The organism is Ectorhizobium quercum, from assembly GCF_026552795.1.
Taxonomy (GTDB): Bacteria; Pseudomonadota; Alphaproteobacteria; order Rhizobiales; family Rhizobiaceae; genus Ectorhizobium; species Ectorhizobium quercum.
On record NZ_JANFPI010000004.1, the window covers coordinates 431,613 to 455,039 of the forward strand.

A 23,427-nucleotide genomic window follows, 5' to 3' on the forward strand; every position below is an offset into this window, starting at 1 on the left:
GGCTTTTGCGTTCGGGTTGATTTTATGAACGAACATAAATTAATTTCAGAAGGCGCGTGGATTTTCGCTGCGGATGCCGGTATGAATGGCATTTCCTCCTGTATTGTGAAAATTATTTACGGATATCGTGATGACCGAGAAGAAACTGATCCGTTTCGACGTTGCGGATGCCCAGGCCGGCGGCCAGCGCCGCCCCTTTGCCAAGGCCGTGCGCGCCGGCGATTTCGTCTATGTGTCCGGCCAGGTGCCGACGGTGGACGGCGAGGTGATCGTCGGCAACATCGTCGCCCAGACCGAACAGGTGATCGCCAATATCAGGGACGTGCTGGCGCTGGCCGATTGCACGCTGGCCGACGTGGTGAAGGTGAATGTGTGGCTGGACGACGCCCGCGATTTCTCCAGCTTCAACGCCGTGTTCCAGAAGCATTTCATCGATCATCCGCCGGCCCGCTCCACCGTGCAGTCGCCGATGATGGTGGACGTCAAGGTCGAGATGGACGTGATCGCCTACAAGCCGCTCGCCTGAGCCTGTCCGGCGCGGTTAGTCGCCGAGGAGCTGGCGGTCGTCGCCGTCGCGGTTGCGCACCAGTTCCTCCTTGATGCTGCGCAGCGCCTTCAGCGCCGTGTTGCGGTCGGCATAGGCGACGAGGTTGGCGAGGATGTCGATGGCCCCGAGATAGGCGTAGCGCGTCGAGGTGGGCCGGAAGATGTTCTTGCCTTCCGGCAGGTCGACGGCGATCACTACATCCGCGGCGTCGGCCACCGGCGACTGGCTCTGGGTGATGACGATGGTCGGTATGGCGCGCTGTCTGAGAAGGTCGAGGCAATGGACGAGGCCGAGGTCTCGGCCGGTGAAGGACGAGCCGAACACCACCGTGCCGGGCTGCGCCGCCGCCGAAAGCATCAGATTCATGTTGTGGTCGTTGGAGGCGTTGATGCGGCATCCGAGGCGAAAGAGCCGGTTGTGCAGCTCGTTGACGATCATCGCCGAATTGCCGCTGGCGCCGAAGGCCTGGATGAAGTCCGCGCCGCGCAGCAGGTGGGCGGCCTTTTCGAGCACCGCGAGATCGAGCTGGCGGTGAAGCTGGAAGAGGGCGTTCTGGGCCTTGGTGACGATGTCGCCGGCGACTTCGGCCGGCGTCGCGGTCGGCGCTTCCGGCTTCAGGTAGCGCAGGCCGACATAGGTCATCCGGGCAAGCTGCACCTTGAAATCGGAATAGCCCTGGCATCCCAGCCGCCGGCAGAAGCGGGTTACGGTCGGCGGCGAGACGCCGGCGCGGCCGGCCAGATCGATGATCGAGGAGTTGACGACGAAATCCACGTCTTCCAGCACCAGCCGGGCGAGCTTCTTCTCAAGCCCGGAAAGCCTGCCGTCTTCGTCGGAAAGGGCGTGAAAGAGATCCATCGGTCTTCCCTTCGAAAATCGGGGGCGCGGGCGAAACCGCCGCCGGCCCATGAAAATGAATTTCTCTCGAATGTGTTTTCATACCATAATGCAGCCAAGCATCAACGGAAGCAGCCATCCGGGCGAAAATAAAGAACAGCGCGTCCTTCTCCGGGCGTGAGGTCTTCCCCCAAGCAGAGGTGTCATCATGAACTATCCGTGGCCGGACATCGGCACGCCGCTCGACCAGGTCGCAACGCCCATGCCCGTCATCGACGAGGACAGGCTGGCCGCCAACATCGCCAGGGCCCAGGATTATCTCGACAGCCACGGCAAGGCGTTCCGCCCGCACATCAAGACGCACAAGATCGCCGCCATCGCCCACCGGCAGGTCGAGGCGGGCGCGATCGGCATCAATTGCCAGAAGGTGACGGAGGCGGAAGTCTTCGCCGCTGCCGGCTTCGACGACATCCTCATCACCTACAATATTCTCGGCGCGGCGAAGCTGGCGCGGCTGAAGGCGCTGAACGGGCGCGTGCCGAAGCTTTCGGTGGTGGCCGACAGCGAAACGACCGTGAACGGGCTCGACGCGACCTTCGATGCGGACAGGCCGCTGACCGTGCTGGTCGAATGCGATACGGGCGGCCGGCGCTGCGGCGTGCAGACGCCGGACGCCGCCGCCGCGCTGGCGCAGCGGATCGCGGCGGCCCCCGGCCTGCGCTTCGCCGGCCTGCTCACCTATCCGGCGGCCGGCGGCGCGGCCGAAGTCGAGGCGTTCATCGTCGGCACGATGGCGCTGCTTGCGGAACAGGGCATCGACTGCCCGGTGCGCTCCAACGGCGGCTCGCCGGACCTCTTCTCCGCCCATCTCGTGCCCTCGGCCACCGAGCACCGCGCCGGCACCTATGTCTACAACGATCGCAGCATGGTGCGGGCCGGCCACTGCACGGCGGACGATCTCGCCATGCACATCCTCGCGACCGTCGTCTCGCGGCCGGCGCCGGACCGCGCCGTGCTCGATTGCGGCTCGAAGGCGCTGACCTCGGACCTGCTCGGCTTCACCGATTACGGCGCGATCGAGGGATACGAGGGCGCGCGGATCGTCTCGCTGTCGGAGGAACATGCCGTGGTCGATCTCGGCGGCTGCGCAGCGGGGTTCCCGGGCATCGGCGCGATGGTCAAGGTAGTGCCCAATCACACCTGCGTCGTCACCAACCTGTTCGACCGCATGGTCTTCCACCGCGACGGGATCGTCACCCGCGTCGAGACCGTCGACGCCCGCGGAACGGTCTGGTGAGACCTCCGCTTCCGTAAATTTTTCGCGCGCCGGGCCGGGGCAGGCCCCCGAAACCCGGCGCGTGGCCCGCGATGCACGAAAACGGACGCCTTTTTCCGGGACGTATTTTCATCCGGCCTCCGCGCCGCGCCGTCCGTTCCGGCCCGTTTCCGCCGCCGGCTTTGCCCGGAACGGTTTGATCTCAAAAAACGAATCGTCTTCGTCACCTCTGTCGGCTGCCGCGCGGGTGCGGCGGCGACCGTGAAAATTTTCATCGAAAAGAGCAGTTGAGAAAATAAATTACACAAATAGAGGACGACTTAGGAAGAAATGTTGACTTCGATGGTTTTTGGCGCATTATTAAGAAAATAAATTACACTGATCGAACAGTGAAACGGGTGAACTGAACAACGGGAAACAATCATTCGGACGGGCGGAAACCGCTATCCCTGACCCGCGAAGCCGCCGCAGGCGGTTTTCGGGACGGCGGAACCGTGTCCGCAGGCGGCGGTGAGCCGGCGGCACGCGCCGGACATCGCCAGACATTGCCAGACTGGCGGCCCCCGGGCCGGAACTCATCGGATCATTTCGACATGCGCATCTTCACGGCCTCGCTGGCGACGGAAACCAACACGTTCTCTCCCGTTCCGACGGACATGCACGCCTTCAAGGCGGCGTTCTATGCCGGGCCGGGCGAGCATCCGGATGCGCCGACGCTGTGCTCCTCGGTGGTGCCGATCCTGCGCCGGCGCGGCCGGGAGGAGGGTTTCACGGTGATCGAGGGCACCTCGTGCTGGGCCGAGCCCGCCGGCCTCATCCAGCGCCAGACCTACGAGACGCTGCGCGACCGCATCCTGGCCGAACTGAAGGACGCGCTGCCGGTCGACGGCGTCGTCCTCGGCCTGCACGGGGCGATGGCCGCCCAGGGCTACGACGATCCGGAAGGCGACCTCCTGTCGCGGGTCCGCGCGATGGTCGGCCCGGACGTGCTGATTGCCGCGGAGTTCGATCCGCACAGCCACCTGACGGCGCTGCGCGTTGCAAGTCTCGACCTGATGGCCGCCTTCCTAGAATTCCCCCACACCGATTTCGAGCAGCGCGGCGAGCATGTCGTCGATCTGGCGCTGAAGGCGCTGCGCGGCGAGATCAGGCCGGTAATCTCGACCTTCGACTGCCGGATGATCACCATTTTCCCGACGAGCCGCGAGCCGATGCGCTCCTTCGTCGACCGCCTCAAGGCGATGGAAGGCAAGGACGGCATCCTCTCCATCTCCGTCATCCACGGCTTCATGGCCGGCGACCTGCCGGACATGGGCACGCGCATCGTCGTCGTGACCGACAACGACAGGGACAAGGGCGACGCGCTGGCCGCAGCGCTCGGCCGCGAGCTTTACGGCCTGCGCAAGCAGACGGCCATGCCGATGTTCGACACCGAGGCGGGGCTCGACCGAGCCGTCGAGGTCCGCGCCGCCCATCCCTTCGTTCCGGTGGTGATCGCCGATGTCTGGGACAATCCGGGCGGCGGCGTCGCGGGCGATGCGACCCACATCCTGCGCCGCATGCTGGAGCGCGGCCTCGACGACATCGCGGTGGCGACGATCTGGGACCCGATCGCCGTTTCCTTCTGCCATGCGGCGGGCGAGGGGGCGGAACTCGACCTGCGGATCGGCGGCAAGTCCGGCCCGCAGGGCGGCGAGCCGCTCGACCTGCGCGTCACGGTGCAGCGCGTCTTCGATGCCGGCTGGCAGAGCTTCCGCAACAGCCGCGTCACCCTCGGTCGCACCGCCGTGGTGCGTCCCGCGGGCACGCGGACGGACATCGTGCTGATCACCAGCCGCACCCAGACCTACGAGCCGGACATCTTCTCCAACCAGGGCGTGGACTTCACGCGGAAATCCTACCTGCTGGTGAAGTCGACCAACCATTTCCATGCGGGCTTCCAGCCGGTTTCCTCGGAAATCGTCTACATCGCCGCGCCGACCTCCTATCCCACGGACCCCGCAACGACGCCTTACCGCAAGGCGAGCCTGAAGCTTTGGCCGCGCGTTGCCGATCCGCTGGGCCTTGAAACCTGAGCCGGCGGCCGGACGGGAGCCGGCCGCCGACCGACGCTTCGACAGAACCGGCGCACCCGACAGGGATTGCCGACAACGAAAAGGGGATTGAGATGAAAAGTGCATTCGTTCTGATGACGCTGGCGGCACTCGCCGGCACGAGCAGCCTGGCGATCGCGCAGGGCACGACGGACGGGATCCTGACGGTCGCCACCATCGGCGAACCGCCGACGCTCGACGCGATGCAGACGCCGACCGATATCGTGCTGACCATCGACCAGCACATTTTCGAAACGCTCTACACCTATGACGCGGAGTGGAAGTCCGTTCCGCTGCTGGCCGCCGGCATGCCGGAAATGTCCGAGGACGGCCTGACCTACCGCATTCCGCTGCGCGAGGGCGTGAAGTTCCACGACGGCAGCGATTTCGACGCGAAGGACGTCGTCGCCTCGCTCACCCGCTGGATGGACGTCAACTCCAAGGGCAAGCAGGTGGCGGATATCGTCGAAAGCCTGACGGAAGACGGCGACCATGCCGTGGTCATCAAGCTGAAGTCGCGTTACGCGCCGCTGCTCGCCACGCTGTCGCAGGCCTCCATCATCATCCCCTCGGAAAAGGTGGCCGACACGCTGACCGAGTTCGTCGGCACGGGTCCCTATGCCCTGAAGGAGCGCCGGCCCGACCAGTACACACAGCTCGTCCGCTTCGACGACTACGTCTCGCCCGAGGGAGAGCCGAGCAACTATGCCGGCAAGCGCGTGGCGATCGCGAAGGAAATCCGCTTCGTTCCGGTGCCGGACGCCAATACCCGCGTCGAGGGCCTGATCTCCGGCCAGTTCGATTTCGCCGACTCGCTGCCGGTCAGCGCCTATGAGCGCGTCGAGCAGAGCGGCAACGCGAAGCCGGTGATCTACGAGAACACCGGCTGGGCCTCGCTCAACATGAACATGAAGGAAGGCCTTCTGGTGAAGAAGGAACTCCGCCAGGCCGTTCAGGTGGCGCTCAACCCGAACGACATGATGCTGGCCGCCTTCTCCGACGACCGGTTCTTCAGCGTCGACGGCTCGATCTTCCCGCAGGGCTCCTTCTGGCACACCGAGGCCGGCATCGAGCGCTACGGCGAGGGCGACCCAGAAGCCGCCGCGAAGCTGCTGGAGGAAGGCGGTTACGACGGTACGCCGCTGCGCCTGATGACCAGCCGCCAGTACGAGTTCCACTACAAGATCGGCGAGGTGGCCAAGGCCTATCTGGAGGCCGCCGGCTTCAAGGTCGATCTCCAGGTGGTGGACTGGGCGACGCTGACGACGCGGCGCGCCGACTCGAAGGAATGGGACATCTTCATCACCCACTCCAACTTCCCCGGCGATCCGACGACGATCAACACCATTACCGACAGCTATCCGGGCTGGTATGTTTCGGATGCGAAGGCCGCCGCCGTTGCCGCATACATGGATGCGACGACCGACGAGGCCAAGAAGACGGCATGGGACGGCATCCAGACGGTCATCTACGACGATGCGCCGCTCTACAAGGTCGGCAACTTCAATGCGGTGACGGGCGTCGCGGCGGGCATTTCCGACTACACGCCCACCTACTGGCCGCATTTCTGGAACGTCACCCCGAAGAAGTAAGGGATCATCATGGCAAGGATCACCCGGGCGCTGCTGCAACGGCTTGGAGGCATGGCGATCGTGCTCGCCCTCGTCGTGACGGTCGTTTTCATCATCGTCCGGGTGACGCCCGGCGATCCGGCCGCCGTCATGCTGGGGTCGGACGCCACGCCGGAAGACATCGCGCAACTGCGCAGCCGCATGGGGCTCGACGCCCCCCTGATCACGCAATATGTCCAGTTCGTCCTCGGCATCCTCAAGGGCGATCTCGGCCAGTCGATCTTCCTCAACCAGCCGGTGACGCAGGCGCTCGCCGCGCGGGCGGAGCCGACCTTCTTCCTGACGCTGTTCTCCATCCTGATCGCGGTCGCCATCGCGCTGCCCGTCGGCATCCTGTCGGCGGTCCGGCGCGGCACGGTCTTCGACCAGGTCGTCGTCACCTTGACGATGGTGGCGGCGAGCGTGCCGAGCTTCTGGCTCGGCCTGCTGCTCATCCAGTTCTTCGCGGTCGGGCAGGGCTGGTTCCCGGCCTCGGGCTACGGCGGGCCGGATACGCCATTTCTTGAACGGCTGCACCATCTCGTCCTGCCGGCGATTGCGCTGGGAACGGTCAATTCGGCGCTGATCACCCGCTTCACCCGCGCCGCCATGCTCGACGTGCTGGGCGACGACTACGTGCGCACCGCCCGCGCCAAGGGGGCGGGCGAGGGCCGCGTGATCCTCAAGCACGCGCTGAAGAACGCGCTGATCCCAATCATCACCGTCATCGGCCTTTCGGTCGCCATGCTGGTCGCCGGCGCGGTGGTGACGGAAACGGTGTTCGGCCTGCCGGGCGTCGGCAATCTGGTGGTCTCCGCCGTGCTGCGGCGCGACTATCCCGTCATCCAGGGCGCGCTGCTGGTCGTCGCCGCGATCTACGTGCTCATCAACTTCATCGTGGACATGCTCTACATCCTCGTCGATCCGCGGGTGCGCCAATGACGATCGCCTCCTTCTCCATGCCGTTCGCCTCCGGCCTGCGCCGGCTGTTCGGCAACCGCGCCATCCTGTTCGGGGCGGTCATCCTTCTCGTCGTGGTCCTCGCCGCGCTGCTCGCGCCCTGGGTCGCGCCCTATGCGCCGAACCGGCTGTCGATCGTCAACAAGCTGAAGGAGCCGTCGCTGGCGCACTTCTTCGGCACGGACGAGTTCGGCCGCGACATCTTCTCCCGCGCGATCTTCGCGGGGCGGATCTCGCTGCTCGTCAGTCTCGGCGTGGTCTGCATCTCGACGGTTCTGGGCGTGATCCTCGGCGTCGCCGCCGGCTTCTTCCGCCGGCTCGATGCGCCGATCTCGCGCCTGCTCGACGCCATGATGTCCTTTCCCGACATCCTGCTCGCCATCGCGCTGGTCGCCGCGCTCGGCCCGTCGCTCGTCACCGTCATCCTGGCGCTCGGCATCACCTATGCGCCGCGGCTTGCCCGCATCGTGCGCGGCTCGACGCTGGTGCTGCGCGAACTGCCCTATGTCGAGGCGGCGGTGGCGATGGGGCTGCCGACATGGCAGATCCTGTTGCGTCACGTCCTGCTCAATCTCGCCTCTCCCATCCTCGTGCAGGCCACCTTCGTCTTCGCCTCCGCCATGCTGGCCGAAGCGAGCCTCTCCTTCCTCGGCGTCGGCGTCTCCACCGACATGCCGACCTGGGGCACGATGCTCGCCTCGGGCCGGGAATACATGAACAACGCCCCCTGGCTGATGGTGTTTCCGGGCCTTGCCATCGTCTTCTCCGTGCTGTCGCTGCAATTGCTGGGCGACGGCCTGCGCGATCTCGTCGATCCGCGCCTTGCCAAGGAAAGCTGACATGAGCGAAACGACACCCGCAAGCCGGCCGGTCCTTTCGGTCGAGAACCTGACGACCTCCTTCAAGACCCCGGAAGGCTGGAAGGCCGTCATCCGCGATATCAGCCTGCATGTGGATGCCGGCGAGACGGTCGCCATCGTCGGCGAATCCGGCTCCGGCAAGAGCGTCACCGCGCTCTCCACCATGCGGCTGCTGCCGGCGGGCCGCGCGCGCGTCGAAGGGCGCATCCTGCTCGAGGGCAGGGACCTGCTCGCCGCCAGCGAGGCGGAGATGCGCGCCGTGCGCGGCGGCTCCATCGGCATGATCTTCCAGGAGCCGATGACCTCGCTCAACCCGGTCTTCACCATTGGCAACCAGATCGCCGAGGCGCTGGTGCTGCATCGCGGCCTGTCGTGGAAGGCGGCCGAGGCCGAGGCGCTGAGGCTGATGGAGCGGGTGCGCATTCCGGCGGCGAAGGCGCGGCTGCACGAATATCCGCACAAGTTCTCCGGCGGCATGCGCCAGCGCGTGATGATCGCGATGGCGCTCGCCTGCCGACCGCGGCTTCTGATCGCCGACGAGCCGACGACCGCGCTCGATGTGACGATCCAGGCCGAAATCCTCCATCTGCTGCGCGAATTGCAGCGCGAGGAGAACATGGGCGTGCTCTTCATCACCCACGACATGGGCGTGGTGGCGGAAGTGGCCGACCGCACGGTCGTCATGTTCCGCGGCGACATGATCGAGACCGGCCCGACGCCGGAGATCTTCGCTGCGCCGAAGGCTCCCTATACGAAGGCGCTGCTCGCTTCCATCCCGCGTCTCGGCACGATGGGCGCCGCGCAGGCGCCGCGCCGCTTTCCCGAAGTCGACGCGACGACCGGCGAGGCGTCCGAGGGCCGCGAGACGCGCCCGGTTTCCGCCGCCGCCGCGCCGATCCTCAAGGTCGAGAACCTTGCCGTGCGCTTCGACCTGCCGACCGGCCGCGTCCATGCCGTCGAGGGCGTGTCCTTCGACCTCCGGCCCGGCGAAACCCTGTCGCTGGTCGGCGAATCCGGCTGCGGCAAGTCGACGACGGGCCGCGCCATCCTGCGGCTGGTCGACCCGAGCGAGGGCGCCATCGTCATCGGTGGAAAAGATGTGACGCGGGCCGGCGCGCGCGACCTGCGCGCCATGCGCCGCACCTCGCAGATGATCTTCCAGGACCCGTTCGCCTCGCTCAATCCGCGTATCACCATCGGTTCGGCCATCGCGGAGCCGATGCTCGCCCACGGGCTGGCCAACCGGCGCGAGGCGAAGGAGCGCGTGGCCGGGCTTCTGGAACAGGTCGGCCTGTCGCCGGCGATGGCCGACCGCCATCCGCACGAGTTTTCCGGCGGCCAGCGCCAGCGCATCTCCATCGCCCGCGCCCTGGCGCTCGACCCGATGTTCATCGTCGCCGACGAGGCCGTTTCCGCGCTCGACGTGTCGGTGAAGGCGCAGGTTTCCAACCTGCTGCTCGATCTTCAGGAAAAGCGCGGCCTCGCCTATCTCTTCATCAGCCACGACATGGCGGTGGTGGAACGCATGAGCCACCGCGTCGCCGTCATGTATCTCGGCGAGATCGTCGAGATCGGCCCGCGCGCGGCGATCTTCGACAGCCCGCAGCACCCCTATACCCGCCGGCTGATCTCGGCGGTGCCGATCCCCGATCCGACGCGGCGCGGCATGATGAACCCGCCGCTGAACGAGGAAATCAAAAGCCCGGTCCGCCCCTACGACTACGTGCCGCCGAAGCGGACGTGGCGCGAGGTCTCGCCGGGCCATTTCGTTCAGGACGCGGAGGCCGCCGGGCCGGTGGCCTTGTCGGCCTGAGCAGGGCAATTCCAGGAAAAGTGTGAAGCGGTCTTCCGTCCGGAATTGCTCCAGAAAAGACGGGCAAAAGCGTTCCCCGGAGCGTTTGAACCTCCGGGGAAGAAGCGGTCAGGCGGCCTGGCCGACCGGGGCATAGCCTGCGGCGTTGTCCAGCCGGAACTTCGACAGTTCGACCTGAAGCTGGCGGGCCTCGCCGGCCAGCACCTGGCTGGAGGCGGTGGTTTCCTCCACCATCGCGGCGTTCTGCTGGGTCATCTGGTCCATGTGGTTGACCGAGCTGTTGATTTCGCCGAGCGCGACCGCCTGCTCCTGCGCCGCCTGCGCGATCATCGCCACATGGTCGTTGACGCGGTTGACCAGGCTTTCGATTTCCTTCAACGCCTCGCCGGTCGACAGAACCAGCGTCACGCCACCCTTGACCTCGCCGGCCGAGGTGTTGATCAGCGCCTTGATCTCCTTCGCCGCATTGGCGGAGCGCTGGGCGAGTTCGCGCACTTCCTGCGCGACGACCGCGAAGCCGCGGCCGGCATCGCCGGCGCGCGCCGCCTCGACGCCGGCGTTGAGCGCCAGAAGGTTGGTCTGGAAGGCGATCTCGTCGATGACCGAGATGATCTGGCTGATCTTCTGCGAGGACTGCTCGATGCGGCTCATGGCGTCGATGGCGTCGCGAACGATGTCGCCCGACTTCCCGGCGCTTTCCTTGGTCTGGTGGACCATGCCGGAGGCCTCGCGCGCCCGTTCCGTCGAGGTCTTCACCGTGGCGGTGATCTCGTCGAGCGCGGCGGCGGTCTCCTCCAGCGCTGCCGCCTGCTGCTCGGTGCGGCGCGAAAGCTGGTTGGCCGACGACGACAGCTCGCCGGAATTGTCGGTGATGGTGCCGGCGACGGAAAGAATGCCCTGCATGGTGTGGCGCAGCGTTTCCATCGTGCCGTTGACGTTGGTCTGAAGCTCGGCGAAGGCGCCCTGGAAGCGGCCGTGCATCTCCTGGGTCAGGTCGGCCTCGGCCAGCGCCGCGATCACGCGCCGGACCTCGTTGATGCCCCTGTCGACATTGGCCACCAGCTCGTTGATGCCGCCGGCGAAGCGCTGGAGGTCGGCGTCGTCGTAGCTCTTGTCGATGCGCTGCGAGAAATCGCCCGCCGCCGCTGCGGCCACGATGGCGCTGATCGAGGACTGGAGGTCCCTGCTCTGGGCGTGGAGGGCGGCTTCCTGCGCTTCCATTTCGCGCATCTGCGCCTCGTTGGCGCGGAACACCTCGAGGGCGCGTGCCATTTCGCCGATCTCGTCCTTGCGGGCGGTGCCGGGAATGGAGGCCACGCGGTTGCCCGATGCCATGCCCGACATGATTTCCGTGAGCGAGCGGATCGGATTGACGATGCCCCTGCGGGCCAGCACGAAGCTTGCCGCGACGCCGGCGACGATGCAGAAGAGGGCGGTGGCGAGCAGGACGATCTGCGTCGTGCCCGATCGGGAAATCGCCGCCGTGCGCGAGGCCGACAGCGTTTCCGCCGAATAGGTCGAATAGTCCTTCACCGTGTCCGTGACCGTCTTCTGCGCGTCGAGCGCCTTGGCAAGCTCGATGCGCATCACCGAAAGGTCGCGGCCGGCGGCGGTGCCCGCGACCTCGACCATCGAGCGGATCTGGTTGAAATAGGCGTCGAGCGCGCCGCGGATGTTGCCGAGCATGCGCTGTTCGTTGACATCCGCCGTCGAGGCGATCTTCGGCAGGCGGTCGAGCATTTCTTCGGCGCGCCGTTCGGTCTCGGCGGCGAAATCGGCCGCCTTTTCCGGCGCCAGCGCCAGCTGGTAGGTCATGCGGCTGATCGCGATGATGTCGACCCGCAGGTCCATCGCCTCGCGCGCCACTTCCTCGCGCGCGCCGGTATCCTTCAGCGCGGCGCCGAGTGACAGCAACCCTTGCGATCCCGTCGCGGCGATGACGGCGGCGGAGACGCCCATCAGAACGACCAGAAGACTGATTTTCTTCAGAATAGACAGATTGGAAATATTCATGACCGGTTCCGTGAGGGCCTGCGGGCGAGTCCATTTCGCCCCTGCCGCCCGTCCGGCCCGAATTTCATTCCCGGCCATTGCCTGAAACTATCGGTCGCGAGTGTTGATATTTCCTGAATCGGCCTGTTTGCGGGGGGTGGGGTCGGCTAGGAGAAGGTTCTCCCTGCAAGCTTCGGCAGCATGAAGCGGAAGGCGATGCTGCGGGCGCTCTGGAAGAGGATGAGGGCGATCCACAGCCCGTCATTGCCGAACAGCGGTTGCAGGATGGCCCAGGCGGCGAAATAGATCGCCAGCGATCCCACCATCAGGTTGCGCATCTGCCGCGACCATGTCGCGCCGATATAGACGCCGTCCATCTGGAAGGCGACGATGCCGAAGACCGGCAGCGCGACGACATAGGGCAGGTAGGCATGGGCAAGCGCGGAGACGGCCGCCGTCGGGGCGGTGATGCCGATCACCCAGCCGCCGGCGGACAGGAAGGCGAGCGAGACCAGCCCGGCGAAGATAAAGCCCCACAGCGTCGTCAGCCGGATCGTCCGGTCGAAGGCCGGGCGGTAGCGGGCGCCGACGGCCCGCCCGGCAAGCTGCTCGGCGGCGGTCGCCACGCCGTCCAGGAAGGCGACGCCGAAGAAGTAGAAGCGCAGCAGGATGGTGTTCGCCGCCAGAATGTCGATGCCGAGCGTTCCGCTCTGGCGGGTGAAGAAGGAAATGCCGATCAGCAGCGCGAAGGAGCGGATCATCATGTCGCCGTTGACCGAGAAGGCGCGGCGGAAGGCGGCGGGATCCGGCAGGCTCCAGGCGGTGCGGTCGGCCTTCCTCAGGATGAGGTAGAGGCCCGCCAGCGCGGTGACGGCCTCCGCCACCAGCGCGGCGATGGCGACGCCGGACAGGCCCCAGCCGAGGCCGATCACCCAGTGATAGCTGAGTGCGGCGTTGAGCCCGTTGAGCAGCGTTTGCAGGATCATGCCCGACAGCGCGTCGCCGCGCCCGATGATCCAGCCGAACACGACGAAGTTGAACAGGACGAAGGGCGCCGACCAGATGCGCCAGTGGAAGTAGGTCGCGGCCGCCTCGGCGACCGGGCCTTCCGCCCCCATCGCGGCGAGGCCGAGCGCGCCGATCGGCTTTTGCAGGACGAGCAGCGCCAGCCCGGCGACCAGCGCGATGATGAGGCCGCTTGCCAGCATGCGCTGTTCCTCGCGGCGGTTTCCCGCGCCGACGGCCTGCGCCGTGAAGCCGGTCGTCGCGCCGCGCAGGAAGTTGAAGGACACGAAGATGACGTCGAAGATCACCGCCGCTAGCGCGACGCCGCCGACCAGCGTCTCGTCGCGCAACTGTCCGATCACGCCCGTCGCCACCAGGCCGACGAGCGGCGTCGACAGGTAGGCGATCATCATCGGCAGCGCTATCCTCAGCACGTCGCGGTGGGCGATGGCGAAGGGGCGGACCGGGCCGCCGCCGGCCCTTGACGGATCGTGGGACACTCAGGCCTTCCGATGCGGTTCGCCGAGCGTGTGCATCAGCCGGTTCGCCCAGCCGAAGATCGCGATCGAGTGGATGAGGTCGAGGATTTCCAGATCGCTCAGGCCCGTCTCGCGCAGGTGGTAGAACTGGTAGACGCCGACATTGTCGGGATGCGCGGTCAGGTCGACGCCGAAGTTGAACAGGGCCTGCTCGAAGTCCGGCAGGTCGGCGTCGAGGCCGTTCCTGTAGATTTCCTCGACCACCTCCGGCCGCTTTTCGAGCTGGATGTAGCGGTTGGCGTGAACGGCGGCGCAATAGATGCAGGCGTTGACGAAGGAGGCGGCCAGCGCGCCGATCTCGCGCCCGCCGCGCGACAGGCCGCCCTCGCTGTACATGATGTCGTTGAAGAGGGGCGTGCGCTCGTTGAGCGCTTCCGCATCGTTGGCGAGCACCAGCGCATAGTCCGAAATCTTCTGGTTGGAAGGCGTGACCTTCAGCGCCTCGCGCTGCTCCGGCGTCGCGCTGTCGAGATCGACGGGCTTGACGTAGGGCTTCCAGACGAGCGCGTCGAGGGTGAATTCGTGTACGGCGTCCGACATGTCAGTTGTCCCTCAGCATCTTGAGGCCGGCCACGACCAGCACCTGGTAATTGACGAAGGCGATGAGGCCCGCCAGCGTGACGATGTCGCGGTCGTCGAGGCCGGCGGCGTAGAGCTTCTCAATATGGGCGCGCGTCGCCTCCCGTGGCGTGAGCGTGACCAGATCGACATGGGCGAGGATGGTCGCAAGCCGCGTGTCGCCGCTCTCGTCCGGCCGGAAGGCGGGATCGGCGATGGCGGCAAGGTCGGGCGTTGCCTCCTCCCGGGCCAGAAGGTCCCTGTAGTGGGCGACGAGTTCCACTGCCTTCCACAGGCCTGCCATGCGGGCGGCGAGCGCGGCCCGCATGGCATAGGAGAAATTGCGGGGTTCGCGGGGGCGAAGGGCCGCTTCGTAGCTCGTCTGCGTCAGGTGTTTCAGCCTGGCGCGCTGTTCGCGCAGTTTGCGGATGTCCGGAAACGTGTCGAGATGCAGGACGGTGTCGATCACATCGGTGTCGGAATGGGCGGTCATCGCATGGTCCTCAGTCTGCCGACAGCGCTTCGTCGAGGAAATTCAGGCGGTCCTGTCCCCAGTAGAGCACGTCGTTGTAGATCCAGGTCGGCGTGCCGAAGACGCCGCGCCGTTTCGCTTCCTCGTGGCTGTCGTTCCAGGCCTGCATGATCTCGGGCGTGTCCTCCATCGCCTGGAGCGCCTTGCCGTCGAGGCCGAGCCGGTCGGCGACGGCGATGCGCACGTCGGGACGCGTCACGTCCTGCTCCTCGGCCCACAGCGCGCGCAGAAGCGCATGGCTGAGTTCGAGCGCCGGCAGGCCGAGCCGGTCGGCGGCGATGACCATGCGCGCCGAGAACTCGTTGTTGGTCGGATAGTATTTCGGCTTCAGCACCAGCGGCATGTTCAGCCGCCTGCGCCAGCGGTCGAGTTCGACGGCATGGTAGTCCTGGCGCGGCTGCGGGCGCGAGCGCAGCGGCACGCCGCCATTGTCCGGCACGATGCGGGTCGGGCGCACCACCACGTTAAGATCGTGCTTCTCGATCAGCGCCTTGAACTCCGGCCAGCCGAGATAGGCCCAGGGCGAGCTGAGCGCGTGATAGTAGTAGACGGTCTTCTGACCCATGTTCTCCTCCTCAGGCTGTCTTCTGCGCGGTCGCGCCGGCGTCGGCGTCGACCCATTCGGAACCGTCGAGTTCCGGCTTCTCATAGGCGAGCAGCGCCTTCCAGTGCTGGTCGATATCGGCGATGAACAGCGAGGCGGCGACGCCGCGCGCCAGCCATTGCGCGCCCTCGCTGATGGCGGGAATGTCGCCGCTGACCTTGCCCAGGCTGACGGTCGAGCCGTAGTTGAAGCAATGGATGTCCTTCAGCCACGGCGCGGTTCCCGGCTCCTTCTCGGTGAAGGAGAAATCCTCGTTCAGCCACGGGAAGCGGCCCAGTCCCGGATTTTCCTCGCCCTGCGGCGGCGTGTAGCGGTCCTCCCAGCAGGCGATCCGGTCCTGATAGGGGGCCAGTTCGCCGCGGCTCAGCGGGTCGATGGAGAAGCCGGTGCCGAGAATGACGAAATCGGTGCGGAAGACGCGGCCGTGGACGGTGGTGATGACGATCTCGCCGTCCTCCTCCGTCATCGAGCCGATGCCGCAATCGAAATGGAAATAGGCGTTCGGATGGCGGCTGACGCGCAGCGTCGAATTGTGCGGCGCAGGCGTCTGCTGCTTGAAGGAATAATCCATCAGCCGCCAGCGCCATTCCGGCGCGATCTTCGCGAAGCCGGCGGTGACGCCGTAGGAGCCGATGCCCATCAGCTTGTTGACGGTCGGCATCGTCTTGCGCCGCGCGAGCAGGCGCACTTCCGCCGCCCCCGCTTCCAGCGCTTCCGCCGCATTGTCCACGGCCGAGGCGCCGACGCCGATGACGACGACGCGCTTGTCCTTCAGCCGGGTGAAATCGATCTCGTCGGCGGAATGCGCCCAGGAGGCGTGGCGCTGCATGCCCTTGACGAAATCGGGAACGGTCGGCTCGCCGAGGCCGTCGCGGCCGGTCGCCAGCACGATCTTGCGGGTCACGATGGAGGGTTTCGCACCGCCGTCGATTTCGAGCGACAGCAGCCCGTCGTCGCGCGGGACGATGCGGGTGACGTGGGTGTCGTTCTCCACCGGGATCGACAGCACGTCGCGATACCAGTTGAGGTAATCCATCCACATCGGCCGCGGAATGCGGAACAGCGTTTCCCAGGCCTCCTCGCCGTGAAGCGCGGTGTACCAGGCACGGAAGGTGAGAGAGGCCATGCCGAGCGCCGGGCCGAGCAGGTTCTTGGGCGAGCGCAGCGTTTCCATGCGCGCATAGGTCCGCCACGGGCCTTCCGAGCCCTTCGGTGCGCGGTCGAGAATGCGCAGGTTGGCGATGCCGCCGCGGGTCAGCGAAAGCCAGGCCACGAGGCCACACATGCCGCCGCCGATGATCACGACGTCGCTGACTGCCGTGCCGTCCGTCGCGGTCACGGGCTTCGACCAGTTGGCCGGCGGATAGTTCAGATAGGCGAGATCCTGTTTCACCCGTTCATCCAGTGCCGCCAGCCGTGGGTTGCGTTCGTTGCTCATAACCTCGATCTCCTGCGAATGATGGTTTCGGGGGGCTGCCAGCGGCGGTCCCCCGCAAGTGCGATTGGTCCTCGCGCCGGCCTCAGTCCGCCAGCACCACGGCGTCCTGCTCGCGCCAGCCGACCCAGACCTCGTCGCCGTCGAGATGCGACAGCGCCACCGGATCGAGCTGCACGGTCAGGGCCGTGCCGTTGTCGAGGGCGACGGTGAGGGACGTGTGGGCGCCTTTGAAGACCCTGTGGTCGACGCGGCCCTTCAGCGCCAGCCGGTCCTTCGGCTTTTCGGCGAGGCAATAGAGCGCCTCCGGGCGCAGGGCGACGGTCGCGCGGGCGCCGGGGGCGTGCGCCGTGCCGTTGAGGTCGGCATGGATCGCGTTGCCTTGCCAGTCGAGCGTGGCGACCGTTCCCTCGACCGACAGCAGCGTGCCTTCGAGGAAATTGCTCTGGCCGATGAAATCGGCGACGAAGCGGCTGCGCGGGCGCGAGTAGAGTGCGTGCGGGTCGCCCATCTGCTCGATGCGGCCCTTGTTCATCACCACGATGACGTCGGACATGGTCAACGCCTCCTCCTGGTCGTGGGTGACGAAGATGAAGGTCTTGCCGGTCGTCTGCTGGATGGATTTCAGCTCGATCTGCATCTGCTGGCGCAGCTTGGCGTCGAGCGCGGACAGAGGCTCGTCGAGCAGCAGCACCTCCGGGTCCGGCGCCAGCGCCCGCATCAGCGCCACGCGCTGGCGCTGGCCGCCGGAAAGCTGGTCGGGCATCCGGTCGGCGAAATCCTGAAGCTCGACGAGGGCGAGCAGCTCCAGCACCCGCTTGTGGATCGCATCCGAATCCCAGCCCTTCAGCTCCAGCCCGAAGGCGATGTTGCGGCCGACGGTGAGGTGCGGGAAGAGCGCGTAGTCCTGGAAGACGATGTTGACGTTGCGCTTGTTGGGCGGCAGGTGGGAGATCGCCTTTCCGTCGAGATAGATCTCGCCGGAGGACGGGTCCTCGAAGCCGCCGAGCATGCGCAGCGTCGTGGATTTGCCGCAGCCCGAGGGGCCGAGCAGCGTGACGAACTGGCCCGGCTCGATGGCAAGGTCGAGGTTCTCGACGGCGGGTGCTGCCCCGTAATACTTGTTGACGTCCTTGAAATGAACAACCGGCTGCATGGCCTCAGCTCCTTGAACGGCGGGTAAAGTGCTCGGCATAGAGGCCGACGGCGGCGGTGACGATCAGCACGATGGTCGCCATCGCGTTGATTTCCGGCGACATGCCGCCCTGCACCTTGGCGAAGATCAGCATGGGAAGCGTCGGCTTGTAGCCGCCGAGGAAGAAGGTGCGGACGAAATCGTCGATGCTGGTCAGCACGCAGAAGATCATGCCGCCGAGGAGCGCGGGCATCAGGTAGGGGATCGTCACCCGCAGGAAGGCGACGAAGGGATCGGCGCCGAGGTCGCGGGCGGCATCCACCAGGTTGGCCGGCATGGACCTCAGCCGCGTCAGCACCATGATGACCACGAAGGGCACGGCGTGGACCGTGTGGGCAAGCACGATGGCGAAGGTGCCGGTGGGAATGTCCACCGCGCGGATGAAGATGCGCATCGAGATGGCGTTGATGAGGCCGGGAACGACGGCGGGCAGGCAGGCGAGCGCGAAGATGACGGCCTTGCCCCAGATGCCCTCTGCGGAGACGAGCAGCGCGATCCAGACGCCGACGATGGTGGCGGCCAGCGTCGTGGCCAGCGCGATGCCGATGGAATAGAAGGCGGCCTCGATGAACTGCTTGTCCTGAAGCACCTGCGCATACCAGCGCAGCGTCCATTCGGTGATCGGGAAGGCGATGAAGTTCGCGTCCTTGAAGCTCATCGCCATCATCAGCGCCAGCGGCAGCATGAGATAGACGACGAACAGCCAGTAGGAGGCGCCGAGCGCGGTTTTCGGCAGGTCGTTGAGATAGGGGCGCATCGGCTTCTCCTTACATCAGCCGGACGGAGCGGCCGCCGACGATGCGCATGAACAGGCCGACGGTGGTCAGCGAGACGGCGAGCATCAGCATGGCGAAGGCAGCACCCTCGGGCCATTTGTCGTTGGAGGAGTGGAAGAGCTGGGCGATCACCTCCGGGAAGATGACGGAGTTGGGGCCGCCGAGCAGCAGCGGTGCGGCGAAGACGCCGACCGAGGTCAGGTAGACGAGGCTGCACCCGGAGACGATGCCGTCCTTCGACAGCGGCAGGATGACCCGGCGGAAACGCTGGAAGGGGCCGGCGCCGAGATCGGCCGCCGCATGGACGAGCTGCGTCGGGATCTTCTCGATGGCCGAATAGAGCGGCAGCAGCATGTAGAGCGCCAGGAGATAGACGACGCCGAAGCTGAGCGAGAAGGAGGTGTAGAGCATCGGGATCGGCCGGTCGATGAAGCCGAGTTCGCGCAAGAGCACGTTCACCGCCCCCCGGTTGGCCAGAAGCATGATGACCGAGAAGGTGCGGATCAACTCGCCTGCCCAGAAGGGGATGAGCAGCAGCAGCAGCGCCCGCATGCGGTTCTTCGGCTGGACGACCTTCGCGACGTAATAGGCGACCGGATAGACGATCACCAGCGTCGAGAGCGTCACCACCGCCGCGAAGACGAGGCTGCGGATGAAGGGCATGAAATACAGCCGGTCGGAGAAGAACAGCCCGTAATTGGCGAGCGTGTAGGCGGCGCCGTCCGGCGGCGGCGGATAGCTCGCCATGAAGCTGATATTGGCCATCTGGAAGATCGGCCCGAGATGAAGCGCGGCGATCCAGACGAGCGGCACGCCGGCCAGCAGGGCGAGCCGGACCCGCCGGCTGTCGGCGAGGCGTCCGATGGTGTGGCGGTAGAGGCTGGAGCCGGTCGCCCGGCCGATCCATCCGGCATAGCGCGGCGCCGCTGGCGAGGCGGCGGGGCGGGGTTGCGTCATCGTCCTGTCATCCATTGTTCTTGTTGTTCCCGGCTCTGGAAGAGCTGCATGCGGGGCGCGGCCGGCCCCGGGGAGGGACCGGCCGCGCAGTCGTGCTTGCCTTAGGCGGCCTTGATCTCGGCCGTGGCCTTGTCGATCATGTCGTTCTTCATGGCGCGGTTGACGGAGCTGAAGAACTGGATGCGCTCCATCTGCTCCGGCGGCAGCGACATGGCGGCGCGCTCCTTGTCGTTCAGCACCTTGTCCACCCCTTCGAAGGCCGAGGCGAAGCCCGACTGGCGCGTCATCGCCGCACCGATTTCCGGCGAGGAGAGGATGGCGTCGAGGAAGGTGTAGGCGGCATCGGTGTTCGGGCCGTTTTCGACGACGTTGAACGAGTAGAGGAAGCCGTAGGTGCCTTCCTTCGGAACGGAAAGCTCGACCGGATGGCCGTCCATGATGAGCTTGGCGGTCGGGCCGGACCAGGTCTGCGCGACGTAGATGTCCTCGTTGACGAACATCTGCTGCACCTCGGCGCCGGAATCGTAGTACTTGCGCACCTTGTCCTTGTGGCTGATGAGGAAGTCGCGGGCCTCGTTGGTGGCCGCCTGGGCGATGTCCGGCTTGCCGTCATAGGTCACGAAGTCGCCGTCGTTGCCCTGGTAGAGCATGGTGATCGCCAGGAAGTCGGAGACGATGTAGGAGGTCAGGTTCTTGTACTGGTCTTCGAACATGATGCCCCAGCTGTCGGAAGCCTGCGTGTAGTCGGTGTTGCGGGTCAGGCCCTCGAAGCCGAACAGCAGCGGCACGCCGTAGGTCGAGCCGTCGATGGTGAGCTGCGGCGCGCCCTTGTAGGCGGAGGCGAGCTTGTCCCAGTTCTTCAGGCGGCCGGTGTCGAGCGGGGCGAGCAGGTTCGAGGTGATGAACTGCGTCAGGCGGTGGCCGGTGACGGTCACGATGTCGGTGGAGGGCGTCGCGCCCTCGGCGGAAAGCAGGTTGTACTGCTTGCCCTGGTCGTCGGTGAGGCGCACGCGCACCTCGATGCCCGTATCCTTCTGGAACTGTTCGATGAACGACTGCGGAACGAACTTGTCGTAGGTGGTGATGTTGACCACCTTGCTCTGGGCGCGGGCGGAGCGGATGATGCCCGGCGCCGCCAGCATGCCGGTGCCGGCGGCCAGAAGCTTCAGCGTGGAGCGGCGGGTTGCGGTAAGGTCTTTCATGTCACTCTCCTTGTTTCCGGATGGCGGTTGCGCTGTTCTGTATCGGGTATGGCAGGTATCCGGCCCCGTTGCCGGGAGCCGGTGTCTTTCGGAAATGCCCTAGCGTATCTTCGTGTCGGGCCTTCCTCCATAGGTCATGTCGGCGACACGGCCGGTGTGGTGGGGATCGTGCGCCGTGAAGCCCGGCATGCGCGCCGACGCGATCTGGATGATGATCTGGATCAGTTCGCGCGCGGTCGCCGACAGGGGGCGCGCGGCGGCGGAGAAGATCGCCCAGAGAAACGGAATGTCGGCATCGAGCGGCCGCACCTCGATGCCGGTCAGGGGCAGGCCGTATGCCGTCGCCGGCTCGACGATGGCCACCGCAAGCCCTGTCGAGGCGATCTGCACGGCGTTGAGCGCCGCGCCGGTGGCGATGATCCGTCCCGGCTTGACGTTCGCGGCGTCGAAGGCGCGGTCGACGCGCCGGCGCAGCCGGTAGGGATTGGCCATCGTCGCGATGTTGCGCCCGGCGAGATCGGCGATCGAGATCACCTCGCGCGCGGCCAGCGGATCGCCCGGCGCCAGCGCGGCGACGCAGCGGCCCTGGAAGAAGCCGTGGGCTTCGAGCCCCGGCTGCTCGGCCGGCAGGGACGTGACGCAGAAATCGGCGGTTCGGGCGAGCACGGATTGCACCGCCGCCTCCGCCGGCATGCCGCGCAGATAGACCTTGCGCGGCAGCAGGTCCTCCGGCAGCGCGGCGAGCGCCAGCGGGATAATGCCGCTCGCGAAGGCCGGCGTCGCGGCGATTTCCAGCGGTTCAGGCTCCTTGCGGGCAATGGTGATCGCCCGCTCGCGCAGGTGGCCGATGCCGCTCAGGAACCGTTCCGCATCCGCATGGAAGGCGATGCCCCGGTCGGTGGGGGTGATCTTCGGGCCGTTGCGGTCGAACAGCGCGAAGCCGAGGTCGGTTTCCAGATCCTGGATGAGCCGCGTGACCTGGGATTGCGAACGGTCGAGGAGCCGGGCGGCGCCGGTGATGCTGCCCGTCGACATGACTGCGAGAAAGACCTCGAGTTCGCGGATTTCCATGTCTATTATGCGCCTTGTGCATCATGAATGCTTGATAGTGCATAAATCGCATTTTCAATGCTAGTGACAAAGAACAATTTTGCGTTTTGTCAGCCCTGTGTGAAAAGATGTGTTTCTGCCGGTGCGGCTGGTCGAAAAATGCGCACAGGGTCGCTTGTTTCGGCATTTGCCCTTCCGGTTCGGGGCGGGGGAGTGCCGGTGCCTTTGCATTGATGAAAAGCAAGGCTGGAGACTGCACGCGAATCCGGCAAATGGTTTGGAAAAGATGCGGCAGCGGGCGTTTCAGGCGACTGTTGCGATAATGCGACATCGTTCGTTTTTCTGCCGGAGATCAGACGAGGACGGGCGCCCGGTCATGGCGGGTGCCGACAACAGGAGACAGGAAACCAATGCGAATTGCTATTCTCGGTGCCGGTGCGATTGCCTTCGGCATGGCGGCCTTTCTGGCGAAGGCTGGTCATCAGCCCGTCCTCTGGTCGCCGTCAGGCGGGCGGGCCCGCAAGCTGGCCGACGGTGCGCCGTTGACGGCGACGGGGGCCGTCGAATTTTCCGGCCCGGTGGCGGTGGCCGGCGATTGCGGCGAGGCGGTTTCCGGCGCCGATGTGGTAGTGGTCGCCCTGCCGGCCAACGGCCACCGCATGGTCTTCGATGCGGCGCTGCCGCATCTGAAGTCCGGCCAGCCGGTGATCGTCAGCTCGCACAGCTCCTTCGGCGCGCTCTACCTGTCGAAGCGTCTGGCCGCGCGCGGCATCTCCCTGCCGGTCGTCGTCTGGGGCACGACCCTTCTGACCGGGCGCCAGCAGCCGGACGGCACGAGCGTGACCGTGAACACCGTGCGCCAGAAGATCGACGTCGCCACCGTGCCGAAATCGGCCGCCGCTCAGGGCAAGGCGCTCTGCACCGAACTGTTCGGCGACCGTTTCGTCGAGCGCGACGGGCTTCTCGCCATCTCGCTGTCCAACCTCAACCCGCAGAACCATCTCGGCATCGCCCTTCTTAACCTCACCAGGATGGAAAAGGGCGAAAAATGGGGGCAGGGCGAGCATGTCACCCCCGCGGTCGGGCAACTGATCGAGGCGCTGGACGCCGAACGGCTAAGGATCGCGGAAAGCTTCGGGCTATCGGTCAGGACGGTGCGCGAGCATTTCTCGCTGTCCTTCCACGTGCCGATGGGAACCGTGTCGGAGATGAACCAGCAGATGCACAGCGAAGGACGCGGCGGCTTCGGCCCGGCGACCGCCGACAGCCGCTATATCTACGAGGACGTGCCCTTCGGCCTCGTGCCGACCAGCCTGCTCGGGCGCATCGCGGGGCATCCCGCCGTGCTGCACGAGGCCGGCACCAGCCTGTTTTCCGCCGCGATGAACCGCGATCTGGCCGCCGACAACGACCTTTTGCCGGATCTCGGCCTCGCCGACCTTTCCCCCGCCGCGCTGAAGGCGCTGTGCGAACAGGGCTTTTCCGCGTGAATATCCAAGAAGGAGGGGCGTCTGTTGACGACCCCTCTCCTGCGTCACGCTTGCGGCCTCTCTTTCGTCACCGTTGGGTTTAACCCGAGGGTCCAC

The 23,427-nt window shown here is 66.2% G+C and carries 20 protein-coding genes; 8 read left to right on the forward strand and 12 right to left on the reverse strand.

Annotation, left to right across the window (positions count from 1 at the left end):
- Positions 1 to 130: 130 nt before the first annotated feature.
- Complete coding sequence (locus tag NOF55_RS14350) at positions 131 to 526, forward strand: RidA family protein (protein ID WP_306412072.1); 396 nt, start codon at positions 131 to 133, stop codon at positions 524 to 526.
- A 15-nt stretch (positions 527 to 541) separates the two neighbouring features.
- Here the strand turns inward: NOF55_RS14350 and NOF55_RS14355 are convergent, their stop codons facing one another.
- A complete protein-coding gene (locus NOF55_RS14355) occupies positions 542 to 1,405 on the reverse strand; it encodes a MurR/RpiR family transcriptional regulator (protein ID WP_306412073.1) in 864 nt (287 codons plus the stop codon).
- A gap of 187 nt (positions 1,406 to 1,592) precedes the next feature.
- On the opposite strand from NOF55_RS14355, the gene NOF55_RS14360 reads away from it, so the two are divergent.
- From NOF55_RS14360 to NOF55_RS14385, 6 genes are all read left to right on the forward strand, one after another.
- Positions 1,593 to 2,681 carry a D-TA family PLP-dependent enzyme gene (locus NOF55_RS14360; RefSeq protein ID WP_306412074.1) on the forward strand — a complete coding sequence of 363 codons (1,089 nt, stop codon included), beginning with the start codon at positions 1,593 to 1,595 and terminating at the stop codon, positions 2,679 to 2,681.
- Between the two features lie 572 nt (positions 2,682 to 3,253).
- On the forward strand, positions 3,254 to 4,735 hold the full coding sequence (locus NOF55_RS14365; protein WP_306412075.1) for a M81 family metallopeptidase: 1,482 nt from the start codon (positions 3,254 to 3,256) through the stop codon (positions 4,733 to 4,735).
- Positions 4,736 to 4,827: 92 nt separating this feature from the next.
- A complete protein-coding gene (locus NOF55_RS14370; RefSeq protein WP_306412076.1) occupies positions 4,828 to 6,345 on the forward strand; it encodes an ABC transporter substrate-binding protein in 1,518 nt (505 codons plus the stop codon).
- Positions 6,346 to 6,363: 18 nt separating this feature from the next.
- Complete coding sequence (locus NOF55_RS14375; protein ID WP_306412222.1) at positions 6,364 to 7,305, forward strand: ABC transporter permease; 942 nt, start codon at positions 6,364 to 6,366, stop codon at positions 7,303 to 7,305.
- Entirely contained in the window at positions 7,302 to 8,162 is an 861-nt protein-coding gene (locus tag NOF55_RS14380; RefSeq protein WP_306412077.1) for an ABC transporter permease, read from the forward strand. Before NOF55_RS14375 ends, NOF55_RS14380 begins: the two co-directional genes overlap by 4 nt.
- A gap of 1 nt (position 8,163) precedes the next feature.
- Positions 8,164 to 9,996 carry an ABC transporter ATP-binding protein gene (locus tag NOF55_RS14385; protein ID WP_306412078.1) on the forward strand — a complete coding sequence of 611 codons (1,833 nt, stop codon included), beginning with the start codon at positions 8,164 to 8,166 and terminating at the stop codon, positions 9,994 to 9,996.
- 108 nt (positions 9,997 to 10,104) lie between these two features.
- Here the strand turns inward: NOF55_RS14385 and NOF55_RS14390 are convergent, their stop codons facing one another.
- From NOF55_RS14390 to NOF55_RS14440, 11 genes are all read right to left on the reverse strand, one after another.
- Positions 10,105 to 12,009, reverse strand: coding sequence for a methyl-accepting chemotaxis protein (locus tag NOF55_RS14390; RefSeq protein ID WP_306412079.1), 1,905 nt, complete (start codon positions 12,007 to 12,009; stop codon positions 10,105 to 10,107).
- A gap of 146 nt (positions 12,010 to 12,155) precedes the next feature.
- Positions 12,156 to 13,493 (reverse strand): MATE family efflux transporter, encoded by a 1,338-nt coding sequence (locus tag NOF55_RS14395; RefSeq protein ID WP_306412080.1) that lies wholly within the window; start codon positions 13,491 to 13,493, stop codon positions 12,156 to 12,158.
- Positions 13,494 to 14,072: a peroxidase-related enzyme gene (locus NOF55_RS14400; RefSeq protein ID WP_306412081.1), complete on the reverse strand. Its 579-nt coding sequence runs from the start codon at positions 14,070 to 14,072 to the stop codon at positions 13,494 to 13,496.
- A gap of 1 nt (position 14,073) precedes the next feature.
- Positions 14,074 to 14,583, reverse strand: a complete 510-nt coding sequence (locus tag NOF55_RS14405; RefSeq protein ID WP_306412082.1) for a CMD domain protein — start codon at positions 14,581 to 14,583, stop codon at positions 14,074 to 14,076.
- 10 nt (positions 14,584 to 14,593) lie between these two features.
- Entirely contained in the window at positions 14,594 to 15,187 is a 594-nt protein-coding gene (locus NOF55_RS14410; protein WP_306412083.1) for a 2-hydroxychromene-2-carboxylate isomerase, read from the reverse strand.
- Positions 15,188 to 15,197: 10 nt separating this feature from the next.
- Complete coding sequence (locus NOF55_RS14415) at positions 15,198 to 16,664, reverse strand: NAD(P)-binding domain-containing protein (protein WP_306412084.1); 1,467 nt, start codon at positions 16,662 to 16,664, stop codon at positions 15,198 to 15,200.
- Between the two features lie 82 nt (positions 16,665 to 16,746).
- Positions 16,747 to 17,817, reverse strand: a complete 1,071-nt coding sequence (locus NOF55_RS14420) for an ABC transporter ATP-binding protein (protein WP_306412085.1) — start codon at positions 17,815 to 17,817, stop codon at positions 16,747 to 16,749.
- A gap of 4 nt (positions 17,818 to 17,821) precedes the next feature.
- The gene (locus tag NOF55_RS14425; protein ID WP_306412086.1) at positions 17,822 to 18,613 is read right to left on the reverse strand and encodes an ABC transporter permease; all 792 of its coding nucleotides are present in this window, start codon (positions 18,611 to 18,613) and stop codon (positions 17,822 to 17,824) included.
- Between the two features lie 10 nt (positions 18,614 to 18,623).
- Positions 18,624 to 19,604: an ABC transporter permease gene (locus tag NOF55_RS14430; RefSeq protein WP_306412087.1), complete on the reverse strand. Its 981-nt coding sequence runs from the start codon at positions 19,602 to 19,604 to the stop codon at positions 18,624 to 18,626.
- An 86-nt stretch (positions 19,605 to 19,690) separates the two neighbouring features.
- Positions 19,691 to 20,791, reverse strand: a complete 1,101-nt coding sequence (locus NOF55_RS14435; RefSeq protein ID WP_306412088.1) for an extracellular solute-binding protein — start codon at positions 20,789 to 20,791, stop codon at positions 19,691 to 19,693.
- 99 nt (positions 20,792 to 20,890) lie between these two features.
- A complete protein-coding gene (locus NOF55_RS14440) occupies positions 20,891 to 21,871 on the reverse strand; it encodes a LysR family transcriptional regulator (protein WP_306412223.1) in 981 nt (326 codons plus the stop codon).
- Positions 21,872 to 22,251: 380 nt separating this feature from the next.
- On the opposite strand from NOF55_RS14440, the gene NOF55_RS14445 reads away from it, so the two are divergent.
- Entirely contained in the window at positions 22,252 to 23,331 is a 1,080-nt protein-coding gene (locus NOF55_RS14445) for an NAD/NADP-dependent octopine/nopaline dehydrogenase family protein (protein ID WP_306412089.1), read from the forward strand.
- The last annotated feature ends 96 nt before the right edge of the window (positions 23,332 to 23,427 follow it).